A 16,007-nucleotide genomic window follows, 5' to 3' on the forward strand; every position below is an offset into this window, starting at 1 on the left:
GCGGCTCAGCCAACATAGAGCGAACTTACTTATGCCGACTGACACCCACACGTTTCACCTTTCACCCCAGGGCAAACTGCGCTGGGCCATCGCCAGCCTGTTCCTGCTGCCGCAACTGGTACTGGCCGCCGGCATCACCGTGGTCGAAGGGCCTGGCGGGATACCGCAACTGCAAAACCAGCAGGGCGTGCCCATCGTCAATATCGTCGCACCGAATGCCGGCGGCCTGTCCCATAACCAGTTCCTGGACTACAACGTCGACCGTCAAGGCGTGGTGCTGAACAACGCCCTGCAGGCCGGCCAGTCGCAACTCGCCGGGCAACTGGCGGCGAACCCGCAGTTCCAGGGCCAGGCGGCGAGCGTGATCCTCAACGAAGTGATCAGCCGCAACGCCTCGACCTTAAACGGCGCCCAAGAGATTTTCGGTAAGGCGGCCGATTATGTGTTGGCCAACCCCAACGGTATTTCGGTGAATGGCGGGAGCTTCATCAACACCCCGAACGCCAACCTGGTGGTGGGCCGCCCCGAACTCAATGACGGCAAGCTGCAAGCCTTGAACACCCGCGACGCAAGCGGCCAACTGACGGTGCACGGCCAAGGCCTGCAAAACCGCGCGGGCTCGATCAACCTGATCGCGCCGCGCATCGACAGCGACGGGCGCTTGAGTGCCCGCGATCAACTGAACCTCACCGCAGGCCGCAACCAGGTCGACTTCGCCAGTGGCCAAGTGCGCCAGGTCGACCCGGCCAGCAAGACCCAGGACCAGCGCATCGACGCCAGCCTGTTTGGGGCGATGCAGGCCGGACGCATCAACATCATCAGCACGGCCGAAGGTGCTGGCGTGCGCGTAGGCGCGGTGCAGGTAGAAGGTCGTGACGGGGTCAACGTCAGCTCGGCCGGCGACCTCGACATCGGCGGCCAGGTCCACGCCAACAGCCTGGACGCCACCCGTGCCGGTGTGCGAAGCCAGCATGGCGATGTGGACTTGCACAGCGCCAAGGATTTGAACCTGGCCGCCACCGACGTCAGTGGGCGCAACGTCAAGCTCGACGCCGGTCGCAACCTGACCCTCAGTAGCCTGGAAAGCCGCAAACTCCAGGAAAAACGTGAACAGTGGGACAACAGCAACTTCCTGTTCACCTACGAAACCTACGACCGCACCACCACTGATAAAGACTCGCGCCAGCACGGTAACAAGGTCGTAGCGCAGCAGGATGCAACGCTGTCTTCCGGCGCCAAGGCCGAGATCAAGGCCAGCCAAGTCGAAGCGGGCAATGCCTTACGTGTCAACAGCGGCGCCGACCTGCTGGTGAACGCCGCGACTGAAACCCATGAAACCCGGGATCAGGGCAACCATCGCAAACATCTGTGGAAAGCCAACTGGGATAAATCTTCCAGCGAGCAACGCAGCGTCACCAGCAGCCTCAAGGCCGGCAAAACGCTGGAGCTGACCAGCCAGCAGAAACTGCAATTGCAAGGCGCCGAACTGAAAACACCCGGCGATATTCAATTGGCCGGCCGCCAAGTGGAGATCAGCAGCGCCAGCCGCACCCAGGTAAGCCGCGACAACGCTTACTCCGGCGACCTGACCGGCGGCAGCTTCTTTGGCAAGAGCGGCGACGGCGACAAGGGCAAAACCTTGAACACCGGCAGCAAGGTCAACGCCGACGGCAAACTGCTCGTCAAGGCCGACGACGTGCGCATCAGCGGCAGCCAGGCGCGTGGCGGCAAGCAGGCCAGCGTGATCAGCGACAAAGGCTCGCTGGTGATCGACGGCGTAAAAGACACCTCCCACGACAATAGCTACAGCAACGACAGCAAGTTCTTCGGCATTTCCAAGGATGAAAGCCGCAAGCAACTCAAGGACAGCACTGTCGTGGCCAGCAACCTGCGCTCGGACAGCAACCTCAAGCTGCAAAGCGCCAAGGACATTCAAGTCAGTGGCTCTCAGGTGTCGGCCGCCGGTAAATTACAGGCGGACGCCAAGGGCGATATCAAGATCGCTTCGGCTGACAACACCACACACGACACCACCACCACTCACACCCGTGGTTTCGATGGCTACGCCAAGGAAAACGCCGAAGGCACCCGCCAGTACCGCGCTGGCGTGAGCTTTGAGGACCAGCAGCAAACCAGCAAGACCGACACCACAAAACAACAAGCTTCCAGCCTCAGCGGCGCCAGCGTGGCGGTCACCGCCGATGGCAATGTGAGCATCAAGGGTTCCGGCGTCCAAGCCACCCAGGGCGATGCAATTTTGAGCGGCAAAAACGTCGAGTTGCTGGCGACCGATAACAGCACGCGCAACACCACCGACAAAACCACCACCGGCGGTGGCGTGTACTACACCGGCGGTCTGGACAAGGCTGGCAACGGCGCACAGTTCAGCCATCAAAGCAGCCACGACAACAGCAGCAACACCACCGCGCAAACCAGCAACGTGGCAGCGGCTGGCAAGTTGACCATCAACGCCGGCAACACCCTCACCAGCCAGGGCGCGCAGGTCAAAGCAGGCTCCGAATTGCAGGTCAACGCCGGCACCGTCGATAACCAGGCGGCGCACAACAGCCAGACCAGTACCCACAAGGAAAACGGTTGGAGCGCCGATGTCGGCGTCAATGTTGAATACAAAGGCATCACCCGACCCATCGAAAAAGCCGTCGAAGGTGTGGCCCAGGCCAAATTCCATCAACCCGGTTTGCTCGATGCTTTCGAGCAGCCGAATGTCGGGCTGGACGTGGAAGTCGGTCACACCAACAAGACCCGCACCCAGCAGGACAGCACGGCGGTGGTCAGCCAGTTCAGTGGCGCCACGGTGCAGGTGGATGTCGCCGGTAAGTTGCAGGATGAAGGCACTCAGTACCGCGCCACCGATGGCGGGCTGAAGATCGATGCCGGCGAGCATATCGCCAGCGCCGCAGCCAACACCCACAGCAGCAGCGAACAAAGCGTGGACGCCAAGGCAGGCGTGCGGGTCTACACCACCACCGGTGAAGACGTGAACGTGCGCGGCAGCGGCGCAGGCGGCAGCAGCGATGTGCGCGAAGCCAGCAGCACGGCGGTGGTCGGCAGCTACGCGGGCACTCAGGGCGTGAACATCACGGCCAAGGGCGATGCGCATTACGCGGGTAGCCAGTTCAACGGTGGCCAGGCGGGTGTCAACCTCAAGGCCGGTGGCGAGTTGGCGCTTGATCAGGCCAGCGACACGCAAAGCACAACCAGCAACAGCCTGCGCGGTAATGGTTCATTGACCGTGGGCACCGCACCGGGCACCAACGGTACCAACGTCAACCTCGGTGCTGGTGTGCAACTGGATAACAAGCAGCTGGCCACCCAAGACAGCCAGGCGCGAGTGGCGACGCTTCAAGGCAGCGGGCCGATCAAGCTCAGCAGCGGCGCCGACATGACCCTGCAAGGCACGCAGATCGCCAGCAACGGTGATATCAGCCTGAATGCCGGCGGCAAGCTGGACCTGCAAGCGGCCACCAATACGCATGTCAGCAATGGCAGCAACCTCGGCGGCGGCCTGAGCGTCGGTGCCGGAAAAACCAGTGGCGCCGACAGCAGCGCCAAGACTGGCAGCCTGAGTGCCAACTTCAATATCGGCAAGGTGGCGGAAAACGATCAGGGCGTGGTTGTCGGGCAGTTGCACAGCAAGGGCAACGTGAGCCTCTCCAGCGCCGATGATCTCCATCTGCAAGGTACGCAGATTGCCGCCAAAACGGTCACCCTCGATGCGCAAAACGGCGGCATCCTGCAAGAGTCGGCGCAATCCACCCAGGCTCACAACAGCTGGGGCGTGACCCTCGGCGCGGGTGGCAGCGGCGGTAAAACAACACGGGTCGACGCCGGTGAACACGACACACCCAAGACCCAGCTGGGCATCAATGCCCGCGCCAAGGTCGATGTGGACCACGTGCAAGGCACCACCCAGCACGACAGCCTGATCAAGGCCGATAGCGTAGCCATCAACAGTGCCGGTGATACCCATCTGGCGGGTGCGCGGATAGAGGCGGATCAGGTCAGCGGCAACGTCGGCGGGGATCTTGTGGTCGAGAGCCGCAAAGATCACGTCAGCAGCACTAAGGTCAACGTCGACGCCAAGCTTGATGTCGAAAAAAACCAACCCGGCGTGGTCAACAAGCTCGCCAAGACCACCGGCCCGCTCAAGGACAAGGTGCAAGCCAAGGCCGAGGGCGCGTTCGACAAGCATCGGGAGAAGTTGGAAAACGCCGTCGACAAAGGCACCGAGCACCTCGCTTCGGCCAAGGACAGCGTGATCAACGCCAAGGAGCGCCTGGGCGAAAAGCTCAGCCGCAGTGGCAGCTACGAGGTGAATCCTGAACCCCGTGGCGCCTTTGGCACCCGCGTGGACCAGGCCAAGACCTACCTCGCGGACAAGAAAGATGCACTGGGCACGCGCCTGTCCAGCTTCAAGGACAAAGTCTGGCCAAAAACCAGCGACAGCTACACCGTCAGCGGCAAGGACACCGCCGGCAGCAAGGTGGCCGATACCGCGCAAAACGTACTGTTCGGTGACAAGAGCGGCAACACCAGCTACACGCCGACGCTGAACCTGGACGTCAGCCACGTGGTGAAAGACAGCGTTAATCAGGCCTCGGGCATTCGCGGTGCTCAGGGCGTAAACCTTGAAGTGGCTGGCGACACACGGCTGACTGGCGCGCGGATCAGCGCCGAAAGCGGCAAGGTTGAGTTGGGCGGTTCCAAAGTGACGGCGACGACGTTGGCAGGCAGCGACTATCGCGCCGATGTCGGGCTGAACCTGTCGAAATCGCCGGTCAACCTGGCGCTGGGCGCCAAGGACGAACTGACCCAGAAACAGGACGACGCCACACGCAAGGATCAGGCTTTCAACCTTGGGCCGCTGCGGGTCGGCGGGCACAGTGACCAGCAGGAATTACAGGCGGGGATTGACCAGAAAGGCAGCTAAGTAGCATCGCCTGGGTGACAGCAGCCATGCTCGCTGCCACCCAGGCAAACATTTCTAAATGTTTCTTCATAAAGCCAAACCGTCATTAAACAGCAACATATCAGGAATTAAATCGTCACGTCTTAGACAGGTGGGCCTACCCACTTACCCCTTACCTTGAGGTGTTGTCGTGATGTTGCCGACTAAAAAAAGTCTGTCTGTATTGTTGAGCGCCCTGTGCCTGAGCGGCATGGCCCACGCCACCGACGTTACCGGTGCCGGCTCCAGCTTCGTCTACCCGGTGCTGTCCAAGTGGTCGCAGGACTACAGCAAGAACTCCAGCAACCGCATCAACTATCAGTCGATCGGCTCCGGCGGTGGCATCGCCCAGATCAAGGCAGCCACCGTTGACTTCGGCGCCTCTGACGCACCACTGTCGGCCGACGATCTCAAAGCCGGCGGCCTGGGTCAGTTTCCCAGCGTGATCGGCGGCATCGTGCCGGTGATGAACGTCGAAGGCGTGGCCGCAGGCCAGCTGAAACTCGACGGCGACACCCTGGCAAAGATCTTCCTCGGTGACATCAAGGCCTGGAACGACCCTGCCATCGCCGCGCTCAACCCTGGTGTGAAGTTGCCAAGCGCAAACATCACCGTGGTGCACCGTTCGGACGGCTCCGGCACCTCGTATAACTTCACCAACTACCTGGCCAAAGTCAGCGACAGCTGGAAAACCAAGATTGGTTTCGGCACCACCGTACCGTGGCCGGTCGGTGTGGGCGGCAAGGGCAACGAAGGCGTTTCGGCCTACGTGAAGCAGATCAAGAACTCGATCGGCTTTGTGGAATACGCCTACGCCCTGCAGAACAAAATGACCTTTGCCTCACTGAAGAACGCGTCCGGCAAGTTCGTCGAGCCTAACGCCAAGGCGTTCCAGGCCGCCGCCGACACCGCCGACTGGGCCAGTGCCAAAGACTTCAACCTGATCATGACCAACGCCCCAGGTGAAGGCGCATGGCCGATCACGGCCACCACCTGGATCATCATGTACAAGCAGCCCAAGAATGCCGAGCAAAGCCAGGCGGCGTTCAACTTCTTCAAGTGGTCGCTGGAAAAAGGCCAGGAACAGGCTGCGGCCCTGGACTACGTCGCATTGCCGGGCTCCCTGGTGTCGCGAATCGAAGATTACTGGAAGTCTGACTTCGCCCACTGATTCGCCCTACGACCGCCTTCCTCGATAACTGAGGAAGGCGCTGAGCACCTCTGATATGAACGACACGGTCCACACCCTGGTTATGACTACTCACGCGAGCGACACCGGGGGCGACCGCCGCGCCGCCCGCGATCAACGCCACGACCTGTGGTTCAAACGCTCGATGTTCGGTGCCGCCATGCTGGTACTGGCGCTGCTGGGCGCCATTGCCGCCTCGACCCTGTGGGGCGGCGGGCTGGCGTTCAAGACGTTTGGTTTCGGTTTCATCACCAGCACCGAGTGGGATGCCGTCAATAACCACTTTGGTGCCGTGGTGCCGATTTACGGCACCTTGGTCACCTCCTTTCTCGCCTTGCTGATTGCCGTTCCGGTGAGTTTCGGCATCGCGATTTTTCTGACTGAAGTTGCACCGCCCTGGCTGAAAATGCCGGTGGCCTCGGCGATTGAGCTGCTGGCCGGTATCCCGTCGATCATCTATGGCATGTGGGGTTTGTTTGTGTTCGGGCCTTTCATGGCCGAACACCTGTCGCCGTTGATCAATGACTACCTGGGCGCCCTGCCCTTTGTTGGCTCGCTGTTCCAGGGGCCGCCACTGGGAATCGGCATGCTCACCGCCGGCATTGTGCTGGCGGTGATGATCATGCCGTTTATCACCTCGGTGATGCATGAGGTGTTTCGCAGCGTGCCCACGCAGTTGAAAGAATCCGCCTACGCCTTGGGCAGCACGACGTGGGAAGTGGTGTGGGACATTGTTCTGCCTTACACCCGCTCGGCGGTGGTCGGCGGTATCTTCCTCGGCCTGGGCCGCGCCCTTGGCGAGACCATGGCGGTGACCTTCGTATTGGGTAACGCACAACAGTTTTCCGCCTCGTTGCTGATGCCCAGCAGTTCCATCGCCTCGGTCATCGCCAACGAATTCAGCGAGGCCTACACCGACCTGCATCGCTCTGCGCTGATTGCCTTGGGTTTCCTGCTGTTTATCGTGACCTTCGTCGTGCTCGCGCTCGCGCGACTGCTGCTGATGCGCCTGTCGCGCAAGGAAGGGTTATGAACGCCAACGAACGCCTGTATCGCAAACGCGCATTTAAAAATGGCGTGGCCATGTTCCTCAGTTGCGGCGCCACCGCCTTTGGCTTGCTGTGGCTGACGTGGATTCTGCTGACCACCATTATCAACGGCTTCCAGGCCCTGAACCTGCGCCTGTTTACCCAGATGACCCCACCGCCCGGCACCGAGGGCGGCCTGGCCAATGCGTTTTATGGCAGCGCGTTGATGTCGGCTATCGCGTTGGTGATCGGTACGCCCATCGGGCTGATGGCCGGCATCTGGCTGGCAGAGTTCGCACGCCACTCGCGCCTGGGGACTACGGTGCGTTTCATCAATGACATCCTGCTGTCCGCCCCCTCGATTGTGCTGGGTTTATTCATCTACACCGGGGTTATCCTGCCGCTGAACCTGCTGACCAATCATCAGGTCGGCTTCTCTGCCATCGCCGGTGCGCTGGCGCTGGCGCTGCTGGTGATTCCGGTGGTGGTGCGCACCACCGATGAAATGCTCCAGTTGCAACCCTCCACCATGCGCGAGGCGGCCCTGGCACTCGGTGTACCGCAGTGGAAGCTGACGCTGCAAATCGTGCTGCGGGCGGCCAAGGCCGGCGTAGTCACCGGCATCCTGCTTGCCCTGGCGCGCATCACCGGGGAAACCGCGCCACTGCTGTTCACCGCCTTTGGCAATCAGTTCTGGAGCAGCAACCTGCTCAAGCCGATCGCCAGCGTGCCCGTGGTTATTTTTCAGTACGCCATGAGCCCGTTCGACGACTGGCATGCACTTGCCTGGGCCGGCGCATTGGTCCTGACGTTGTTCGTGCTGGTACTCAGCCTGGCATCCCGCCTGATTCTTTTACGCAATAGGTCTCACTGATGGACGCCACCGGCATTGCTCCCGACAAAACCAAAATCCAGGTGCGTGGGTTGGAGTTCTTCTACAACAACCAACGCTCGCTCAAATCCATCAACATGGATATTCCGGAAAAGCGCATTACCGCCATCATCGGGCCTTCGGGCTGCGGCAAATCCACCATGCTGCGGGTGTTCAACCGCATCTACTCGATGTACCCCAAGCAGGAAGCGCGCGGCGAAGTGCTGCTCAATGGCGAAAACATCCTCGCCCCCGGCTACTCGATGAACCGCCTGCGCAGCCACGTAGGCATGGTGTTCCAGAAGCCGGTACCGTTTCCGATGTCGATCTACGACAACATCGCCTACGCGGTGCGTCACCACGAAAAACTCTCGCGCCGCGAAATGAACGACCGCGTCGAACAGGCCCTGCGCGGCGGTGCGCTGTGGGATGAAGTCAAAGACAAACTCAACCAGAGCGCCCAGAGCCTCTCCGGCGGCCAGCAACAACGGCTGTGCATCGCCCGCACCATCGCGCTGCGCCCGCAGGTGCTGCTACTGGACGAACCAACCTCCGCCCTCGACCCGATTTCCACCGGGCGTATCGAACAGTTGATTACGGAATTGAAGGCGCAGTACACGGTGATCATCGTGACCCACAACATGCAGCAGGCCGCGCGGGTGTCGGACAGCACCGCGTTTATGTTCATGGGGGAATTGATTGAGCATGGCAAGACCGATCAGATCTTTACCACGCCGAAGATGAAGCAGACGGAGGACTATATTACGGGGCGGTTTGGCTAAGGCCGGGCAACGAGCCGTCTCTTGGAGGCGGTTTTTTACCAGCGCCAAATTGCAGGCAAAAAAAAACCCGGAAATCCTCACTTGCGTGGGCCTTCCGGATTTTCTAAACCGCCAAAAATGGTGGGTCGTGTGGGATTCGAACCTACGACCAATTGGTTAAAAGCCAACTGCTCTACCAACTGAGCTAACGACCCGCTGTGTGGTGGCGCGTATAATACTGATTTCTAAGGATTATTCAACACCTTATTTTAAATAAATCAGAAATAACGCGTTGGGTCCGCAATTGCGGCGTTTTTGAAGCCTTCTGCTCTCAGTCTGCAAGCGTCACATTTCCCACAGGCACGACCGGAATCGTCTGCCTGGTAGCAGGAAACTGTCAGCGCGTAATCGACGCCCAGTCCTACGCCAGCCTTCACGATGTCTGCCTTGCTCATGTTCTGCAGCGGCGCCTGAATGCGGAATCCCTGCCCTTCCACTCCGGCCTTGGTCGCCAGGTTGGCCATGCGTTCGAATGCCTCGACGTATTCCGGACGGCAGTCCGGGTAGCCGTTGTAGTCGAGGGCATTAACGCCAATGAAGATGTCGCGGGCTTTCAATACTTCGGCCCAGCCAAGCGCGAGGGACAGGAATACGGTGTTGCGCGCCGGCACGTAGGTCAACGGAATGCCTTCGCTGGGCGCTTCAGGCACATTGATGCTGCTGTCCGTCAGGGCCGAGCCGCCGATGCCGTTGAGGTTGAGGCCGATCACCTTGTGCTCGACCACGCCCAGCTCACGGGCAACACGCTCGGCGGCGTGCAGCTCGGCGCGGTGGCGTTGGCCGTAGTCGAAACTCAGGGTGTAGCAGCTGTAGCCTTGGGCGCGGACCATGGCCACCAGCGTGGCGGAATCCAGACCGCCAGAGAGCAGGATGACCGCGCGCTTTTGCTCGGTCATGTCAGCGCCCCGGCTCGTCGTTCCACAGGTATTTGTGCAACTGCAATTGCAGGCGCACCGGCAGGTTGTCCGCCACGACCCAATCGGCCAGGTCGCGGGCGTTGAGGTCATGGTGGCTCGGCGAGAACAACACCTCGCCGGCACGGCGGTCGAGGTTGTACTGGATCAGCTTGGAGGCCGCCCAGTCATAGTCATCCCGCGAACAAATCACGAACTTGACCTGATCGTTGGCCGTCAGCAAATCCATGTTGTCGTAGAGGTTGCGGTGCGCTTCCTTGGAGCCCGGGGTCTTGAGGTCGACCACCCGGCTCACGCGCGCGTCAACCGCGGAGATATCCAGGGCGCCGCTGGTTTCCAGTGAAACCTCATAGCCAGCGTCACACAGCCGCTTGAGCAACGGGATGGCATTCGGCTGGGCCAGGGGCTCACCACCGGTCACACAGACGTAGCGCGGCTTGAAGCCGGCAACCTGCTCGATGATGTCGTCGAGGGTGCGCACGGTGCCACCGCTGAAGGCGTAGGCGCTGTCACAGTATTGGCAACGCAACGGGCAGCCGGTCAACCGTACAAATACGGTAGGCAGGCCAGCGGTACGCGTTTCACCCTGTAACGAGTAAAAAACTTCGGTAATACGTAATGTGTCTTGCATAGTCGCCACGGGCGTAACAGCTAAACAGGCTGTCCGCCTCCGTCAGGCACTTCAAGGAACCCCGCCAACGCGTAGGCCCCAAAAAGCGTGTTTCATAAAAGGGCGTGGATTCTAACGAAAAAACCCGCGCCAGGCGCGGGTTTCTTCTAAACGGGTTGTATCGCTTACAAGCGCTGCAGATCCCGCTGGGCCAACTGGGCTGCGGAGGTACCCGGATATTGGGCAACCACCTGTTGCAAAATGCCTTTGACCTTGTCGGTGTGACCCAGGCGGCGTTCTACATCAGCCAGTTTATACAGCGAGTCAGGCACCTTGGCATGCTTTGGGTACAGCTGGCTGACCTTGGCAAATGCCTGGCCTGCCGCTTGCAAATCACCCTTTGCCAGGTTCACCTCACCCAGCCAGTACTGGGCATTGCCCGCGTATTGGCTGTTAGGGTATTTGCGCAGGAATGCGGTAAAGGCCTGGCTGGCCTTATCGAAATCCTTGGCTTTGATCAGGTCAAAAGCTGCGTCGTAATACAGCTTTTCCTTGGCCGGATCACCCGGTTCGCTGCTGGCAGCAGGCGCTTGGCTAGCCGCTGCGCCTGCTGCTGCACCACCGGCGGCAGCGCTTGGCGCGCCACCGGCAGAAGAATTATCAGGAGTTGCGGCAGGTGTTACGCCGGCTCCAATGCGTCGATCAAGATCCTGGTAACGCTCCAGGCCTTCTTGCTTCAGCTGGTTCACTTGGTTCTGCAAGATCTCAATGGTGCCTTGTTGCTGCGACAATTGATCCTGCATACGTTGCAGCTGGTTGAACAGTTCGCCCTGTGCCGAGGGAGCGGCAGTTGCCGGTCCCCCAGCATAGGCGCCGTTCGTGCCATAACCCGCTGGCGGATAACTGCTCCCGCTATTGTTATAGCCAGAGTTGCTATCTTCCACAGGAACCGCAGCCCACACCGCAAGCGGTGCGAGGCTGAGAGCCAATACAGTTAGAGCACGACGGCACGTTCGCATGACGAATTACTTACGCAGTTCGACGCGACGGTTTTGAGCCCACGACTGTTCGTCGTTGCCAGTTGCAACTGGACGCTCTTTACCGTAGGAAACCAGTTCCAGTTGGCCTGGAGCAACACCTTGCAGTACCAGGTAGCGTTGAACGGCTTTCGCACGACGCTCGCCCAGTGCCATGTTGTACTCACGAGTACCACGGGCGTCAGTGTTACCTTCCAGAACAACGCGAGCGCCGTTAGCTTTCAGGTCCTTCGCGTGAACGTCCAGAGCGCGCATGGCTTCTGGCTTCAGGTCAGAACTGTCGTATTCGAAGTAGAAAGTGGTGATAGCGCGCAGAGCAGCTTCTTCGCTCAGGGAGCCGTCAACTGCACCAGTGTTAGCGCCGTAACCAGCGTTTGGATCAACAGCTGCGCCTTCACCGGCATTGTCGCCGCCTTTAGACGAGCAACCAACGGCTACGGACAGAGCCAGAGCCAGAGCAGCAAACTTACCAAACTTCAGCATTTCCATCGTGAAACTCCTAATGAACCCCAGTGTGTTAAGCAATTCTTTTTGTAGCGCCGCGTCAGTTCAGGTAAGGGGACCAGGATGGTTCTCTGACTTCGCCTTGTGCGGTAGGAAGCGGGAGCCTTACGCGTCCATTAATGGACACGAGCATCAAGACTCCCCGGCCCTGCTGGCGGGTGGCGTAGATTACCATGGTGCCGTTGGGCGCAACAGTGGCTGACTCATCAAGGTTGGTATCTGTGAGGATTTTTACCGTTCCACGCTGCAAATCCTGGGCCGCAACCCGGAAATTAGTGAAACCATCCTGACGGTGAATCATCACCAACGTCTTTTCATCGGCCGAAAGCTTAGGGTTGGCATTGTAGTTACCAATAAAGGTCACGCGTTCCGCGCCACCGCCACCTACGCTTGTTTTGTAGATTTGAGGCTTGCCGCCACGGTCGGAGGTGAAGTAGATGGTCGAACCATCCTTACCCCAGAAAGGTTCGGTATTGATGCCCGGGCCACTGGTTACACGGCTGATCTGGCGCGAAGCCATGTTCATCACGTAAATGTCCGGGTTGCCGTCCTTGGACAGTACGAACGCCAGGCGCGAACCATCCGGCGACCACGCAGGGGCACCGTTGAGGCCTTCAAAGTTGGTGATCTGCTCACGACGACCCGTATCGATGTGCTGCACGAAAATGCGCGGGCGGCGCTGTTCGAACGACACATAGGCAATACGCTTGCCGTCCGGCGCGAAGCGCGGCGACAGGATTGGCTCACGCGACTGCAGCAAGGTCACGGCGCGGGCGCCGTCGTAGTCCGAACGCTGCAAGGTGTAACGCGTGTTGTCTACGGAGAAACGCTCAGCCGTTACATAAAGCAGACGTGTCGAGAACGCACCCTTGATACCGGTGAGTTTTTCAAACGACTGGTCCGAGATGTAGTGCGCCATGTCCCGCAGTTGTTCGGCGGTGCCCGATACGCTGCCGGTCAAGACCTGCTGCTCGGTGGCCACGTTGAACAACGTGTACTGGATTTGCAGGCGACCACCGGCCGGCGTAATGCTGCCGACCATCAGGTACTGGGCGCCTACCGCTTTCCAGTCACGGAAAATGACTTCGCTGGCCTGGGTCGGCTGGCTGATCATGTTGCCCTTTGGAATAGGCGCGTAGTAGCCGGAGTTGCGCAGGTCGTCGCTGACGATCTGGGCCATGTCGTCCGGCAGCACGCTGCCGCCCTGCCAACCGAACGGTACTACCGCGATCGGGGTGGCCCGATCGCTACCGCTGGTGACCAGAATGTTCTTTTCATCCGCCGCCGCTATCCCTGCCATACAGCAAATAACGACAAGCATTCCTCGAAGAAGGTTTCTCACAAGGCTAGATCCTCAGGTGTGAATGTCATCTTGAATGAACGATAGGGAGCGAAGTCGCTTGGTTTCATTCCCTGCATCTCGGTCAACCGGCCAATGTTCTTGACCGCGGCAACCGCCGAACTGTCGAACGAACCGTCACCACTGGACTTGGACACGCTGACCGAAGTCACCGTACCGTCCGGCAACATGCCGATCTGCAGCACTACTGTCATGCCTTTACGTGCCGAAGGTGGACGTGTCCAACCCTCCGCTGCCCGTGCCCGAATCAGGTCGTCGAAACTGCCCGCGACTTCATCGCCACGTTCATCGGCCAAGGCTTGCTGACGCTGCGGCGTGTCGGAGAGCAAATCTGCCAAGGCCTGGGCCTTTTTCTCTTCGGCGGATTTACGCGCTGCTTCCTGGGCCTTTTTCTTGCTGGCGTCGGCGGCAGCTTTCTTCTTCGCGTCGTCGGCGACTTTCTTCTTCGCCTCGTCTGCTTCAGCTTTTTTCTTGGCGTCTTCGGCGGCTTTCTTCTTCGCGTCTTCGACTATCTTCTTCTTGGCGTCTTCAGCGGCCTTTTTCTTGGCCTCTTCTTCGGCAGCTTTTTTGGCTTCTTCTTCAGACTTCTTCTTGGCTATATCAGCCAATTGTTTCTCTTCAGCCTTTTTAGCTTCGGCAGCTTTATCGGCTTTTTTGGCTTCATCAGCCTTTTTGGCCTCGTCAGCTTTCTTGGCTTCATCAGCCTTTTTCGATTCCTCGGCCTTTTGAGCAGCCTCTTCTTTCTTTTGTTCCGCAGCAGCCTTCACCGCTTCCTGCTCGACCTTCTTCTGTTCCATCTGCTCGACTTCGGTCTGGCGCGCAGCCGACTTCTGGGCCTCACCCGCAATCTTTTGATTGGTCTGGGTGGTGGCCTGACTTTTCGATTTCAGCTGATACAGGGTCGCCTGCACGATCGGCTTGGCTGGCGGCAGGTCCGGGGTCATGGCAAAGCTGACGAACAGCATGCCAAACACCAGGACGTGCAGGGCAATTGCCCAGACGCTAGGCCAGAAGTAGCTTTCCGAGGCGGACGGCTCTCGCTGTTGCTGCATCAGGGCGCCTCGGTAATCAAGCCAACGTTACCCACGCCGGCCTTCTGCAGCCCGCCCATGGCGCCCATGACGGAACCATAGTCGACCACTTTGTCGCCGCGAATGAACACTTGCGTGTGCTTGCCGCCTTCGTTGCCGGACCGGATGATCTTGGTCACGGCGTCCGTCATCTGCGGCAAGGTCATGGCCTTGTCCTGCTGTTTCTGGGTGTCGACTTCGCTGCCAAGGTTCCAGTAATAGGTCTTGTCAGCCTTGATCGAAATGGTCAGGACCTGGGTGTTGTTGTCTTGCGGCAAGGCTTCGCTGGAAACCTTGGGCAGATCAACCTTCACGCCCTGATTGAGCATCGGCGCGGTCACCATGAAGATAACCAGCAGCACCAGCATCACGTCGATGTAAGGCACTACGTTCATCTCGGCGACCGGCTTGCGCTTTTTGCGAGCTCGAGCGATTAAAGCCATTGGAAATTACCTGCTTATTCTTCGCTGGTGTGCACTTTACGGTGCAGGATCGCCTGGAATTCATCGGCGAAGGTGTAGTAACGGCTGATCAAGGTTTCGCCACGAGCGGCAAAACGGTTGTAAGCAATTACTGCGGGAATAGCGGCGAACAGGCCGATCGCGGTGGCGATCAACGCCTCGGCGATACCCGGGGCCACGGTGGCCAGGGTCGCTTGTTGCGCCTGGGCCAGGCCACGGAAGGAGTTCATGATGCCCCACACGGTACCGAACAGGCCGATGTACGGGCTCACGGAACCGACGGTGGCGAGGAACGGCAAGCTTTGTTCAAGTTTTTCTTCTTCGCGGGAGATGGCAACGCGCATGGCACGGGCCACGCCTTCCATGACCGCTTCCGGGTCAACACCCGGTTGCTGGCGCAGGCGCGAGAATTCCTTGAAACCGGCGCGGAAGATCTGCTCTACGCCCGAATCCGGGTCCGGGTTGCTACCGGCCTGACGGTACAGCTTGGACAGGTCGATACCCGACCAGAAGCGCTCCTCGAAGCTCTCCAGGGCACGTCGACCGGCACGCAGCAGGTTGCTGCGCTGAAAAATCATGACCCAAGAGGTAACCGATGCGGCTACCAGGACCAGCATCACCAGTTGAACCACAACACTGGCATTGCTGACCAGGCTCCACATGGAGGAATGGTCGACGACGGTAGGTTCCACGCTAAATCTCCTGCTTTGATTGTTTACCCGCGCCGCTTACGTCGGCAAAGGCCGCACGTAGAGCTTCGGGAATGGCCCGGGGTTTCAAACTATTGGTGCGCACACAAGCCACCAGGAACTGCCCCTCACAGAGCAGCGTTGCATCCGTTGCCCGCCTGACCTGCTGTTTAAAGCGCAGGCTGACACGGTTCAATTCGATAACTTCAGCGCTGACCAGCAATTCGTCGTCCAGTCGCGCCGGTGCGTGGTAGCGCGCCTCGCTGGAATGCACGACGAATAACAGGTCCTCCCCTGCCAGCTGGGATTGGGCAAAGCCCAGCTCCCGTAGCCGCTCGGTTCGAGCCCGCTCCATGAACTTGAGGTAGTTAACGTAATAAACGATGCCGCCGGCATCGGTGTCCTCGTAATAAACGCGACAGCGATGTGCGAACGACTGATCCCCGTTTTGCGCGCGCATACTCTAGTGCTTACTCCTCAGGTT

The 16,007-nt window shown here is 59.6% G+C and carries 14 protein-coding genes and 1 tRNA gene; 5 read left to right on the forward strand and 10 right to left on the reverse strand.

The genetic code is table 11. From position 1 onward, the window contains the following. The first annotated feature begins 31 nt into the window (after positions 1-31). The 5 genes from HBO23_RS23065 to pstB all read left to right on the forward strand — a co-directional run bounded on the left by HBO23_RS23065 (position 32) and on the right by pstB (position 8,839). Positions 32-4,951, forward strand: coding sequence for a hemagglutinin repeat-containing protein (locus tag HBO23_RS23065; RefSeq protein ID WP_170039893.1), 4,920 nt, complete (start codon positions 32-34; stop codon positions 4,949-4,951). A gap of 172 nt (positions 4,952-5,123) precedes the next feature. Then, positions 5,124-6,140, forward strand: a complete 1,017-nt coding sequence (gene pstS / locus HBO23_RS23070; protein ID WP_017139136.1) for a phosphate ABC transporter substrate-binding protein PstS — start codon at positions 5,124-5,126, stop codon at positions 6,138-6,140. Positions 6,141-6,195: 55 nt separating this feature from the next. Then, positions 6,196-7,191 carry a phosphate ABC transporter permease subunit PstC gene (gene pstC / locus HBO23_RS23075; protein WP_017139135.1) on the forward strand — a complete coding sequence of 332 codons (996 nt, stop codon included), beginning with the start codon at positions 6,196-6,198 and terminating at the stop codon, positions 7,189-7,191. Then, positions 7,188-8,060, forward strand: a complete 873-nt coding sequence (pstA, locus tag HBO23_RS23080) for a phosphate ABC transporter permease PstA (RefSeq protein WP_170039895.1) — start codon at positions 7,188-7,190, stop codon at positions 8,058-8,060. The genes pstC and pstA overlap by 4 nt, the downstream gene beginning before the upstream one ends. After that, entirely contained in the window at positions 8,060-8,839 is a 780-nt protein-coding gene (gene pstB, locus HBO23_RS23085) for a phosphate ABC transporter ATP-binding protein PstB (protein ID WP_017139133.1), read from the forward strand. Before pstA ends, pstB begins: the two co-directional genes overlap by 1 nt. Before the next feature lie 118 nt (positions 8,840-8,957). On the opposite strand, the gene HBO23_RS23090 is transcribed toward pstB, so the two are convergent. From HBO23_RS23090 to ybgC, 10 genes are all read right to left on the reverse strand, one after another. After that, positions 8,958-9,033: transfer RNA gene (locus HBO23_RS23090), tRNA-Lys, on the reverse strand. Between the two features lie 63 nt (positions 9,034-9,096). Beyond that, entirely contained in the window at positions 9,097-9,774 is a 678-nt protein-coding gene (queC, locus tag HBO23_RS23095) for a 7-cyano-7-deazaguanine synthase QueC (RefSeq protein ID WP_099549396.1), read from the reverse strand. Position 9,775: 1 nt separating this feature from the next. Next, complete coding sequence (gene queE, locus HBO23_RS23100; RefSeq protein ID WP_017139819.1) at positions 9,776-10,423, reverse strand: 7-carboxy-7-deazaguanine synthase QueE; 648 nt, start codon at positions 10,421-10,423, stop codon at positions 9,776-9,778. Positions 10,424-10,587: 164 nt separating this feature from the next. Next, positions 10,588-11,421, reverse strand: a complete 834-nt coding sequence (gene ybgF / locus HBO23_RS23105; RefSeq protein ID WP_017139818.1) for a tol-pal system protein YbgF — start codon at positions 11,419-11,421, stop codon at positions 10,588-10,590. A 6-nt stretch (positions 11,422-11,427) separates the two neighbouring features. After that, positions 11,428-11,928: a peptidoglycan-associated lipoprotein Pal gene (gene pal / locus HBO23_RS23110; protein WP_003193861.1), complete on the reverse strand. Its 501-nt coding sequence runs from the start codon at positions 11,926-11,928 to the stop codon at positions 11,428-11,430. A gap of 55 nt (positions 11,929-11,983) precedes the next feature. Next, positions 11,984-13,264, reverse strand: a complete 1,281-nt coding sequence (gene tolB, locus HBO23_RS23115) for a Tol-Pal system beta propeller repeat protein TolB (RefSeq protein ID WP_032865998.1) — start codon at positions 13,262-13,264, stop codon at positions 11,984-11,986. A 17-nt stretch (positions 13,265-13,281) separates the two neighbouring features. After that, positions 13,282-14,355: a cell envelope integrity protein TolA gene (gene tolA, locus HBO23_RS23120; protein ID WP_017139816.1), complete on the reverse strand. Its 1,074-nt coding sequence runs from the start codon at positions 14,353-14,355 to the stop codon at positions 13,282-13,284. Then, a complete protein-coding gene (tolR, locus tag HBO23_RS23125) occupies positions 14,355-14,807 on the reverse strand; it encodes a protein TolR (RefSeq protein WP_161630238.1) in 453 nt (150 codons plus the stop codon). Before tolR ends, tolA begins: the two co-directional genes overlap by 1 nt. Before the next feature lie 23 nt (positions 14,808-14,830). After that, a complete protein-coding gene (gene tolQ / locus HBO23_RS23130; protein WP_003209819.1) occupies positions 14,831-15,526 on the reverse strand; it encodes a protein TolQ in 696 nt (231 codons plus the stop codon). Between the two features lies 1 nt (position 15,527). Continuing rightward, positions 15,528-15,983 carry a tol-pal system-associated acyl-CoA thioesterase gene (ybgC, locus tag HBO23_RS23135; protein ID WP_015885610.1) on the reverse strand — a complete coding sequence of 152 codons (456 nt, stop codon included), beginning with the start codon at positions 15,981-15,983 and terminating at the stop codon, positions 15,528-15,530. Between the last annotated feature and the right edge of the window lie 24 nt (positions 15,984-16,007).

Source organism: Pseudomonas sp. WS 5532, from assembly GCF_012985445.1.
Taxonomy (GTDB): Bacteria; Pseudomonadota; Gammaproteobacteria; order Pseudomonadales; family Pseudomonadaceae; genus Aquipseudomonas; species Aquipseudomonas edaphica.

Coding starts and splice junctions, on each gene's coding strand:
- HBO23_RS23065 (WP_170039893.1), top strand. CDS start 32: ATGCCGACTGACACCCACACGTTTCACCTTTCACCCCAGGGCAAACTG.
- pstS (WP_017139136.1), top strand. CDS start 5,124: ATGTTGCCGACTAAAAAAAGTCTGTCTGTATTGTTGAGCGCCCTGTGC.
- pstC (WP_017139135.1), top strand. CDS start 6,196: ATGAACGACACGGTCCACACCCTGGTTATGACTACTCACGCGAGCGAC.
- pstA (WP_170039895.1), top strand. CDS start 7,188: ATGAACGCCAACGAACGCCTGTATCGCAAACGCGCATTTAAAAATGGC.
- pstB (WP_017139133.1), top strand. CDS start 8,060: ATGGACGCCACCGGCATTGCTCCCGACAAAACCAAAATCCAGGTGCGT.
- queC (WP_099549396.1), bottom strand. CDS start 9,774: ATGACCGAGCAAAAGCGCGCGGTCATCCTGCTCTCTGGCGGTCTGGAT.
- queE (WP_017139819.1), bottom strand. CDS start 10,423: ATGCAAGACACATTACGTATTACCGAAGTTTTTTACTCGTTACAGGGT.
- ybgF (WP_017139818.1), bottom strand. CDS start 11,421: ATGCGAACGTGCCGTCGTGCTCTAACTGTATTGGCTCTCAGCCTCGCA.
- pal (WP_003193861.1), bottom strand. CDS start 11,928: ATGGAAATGCTGAAGTTTGGTAAGTTTGCTGCTCTGGCTCTGGCTCTG.
- tolB (WP_032865998.1), bottom strand. CDS start 13,264: ATGCTTGTCGTTATTTGCTGTATGGCAGGGATAGCGGCGGCGGATGAA.
- tolA (WP_017139816.1), bottom strand. CDS start 14,355: ATGCAGCAACAGCGAGAGCCGTCCGCCTCGGAAAGCTACTTCTGGCCT.
- ybgC (WP_015885610.1), bottom strand. CDS start 15,983: ATGCGCGCGCAAAACGGGGATCAGTCGTTCGCACATCGCTGTCGCGTT.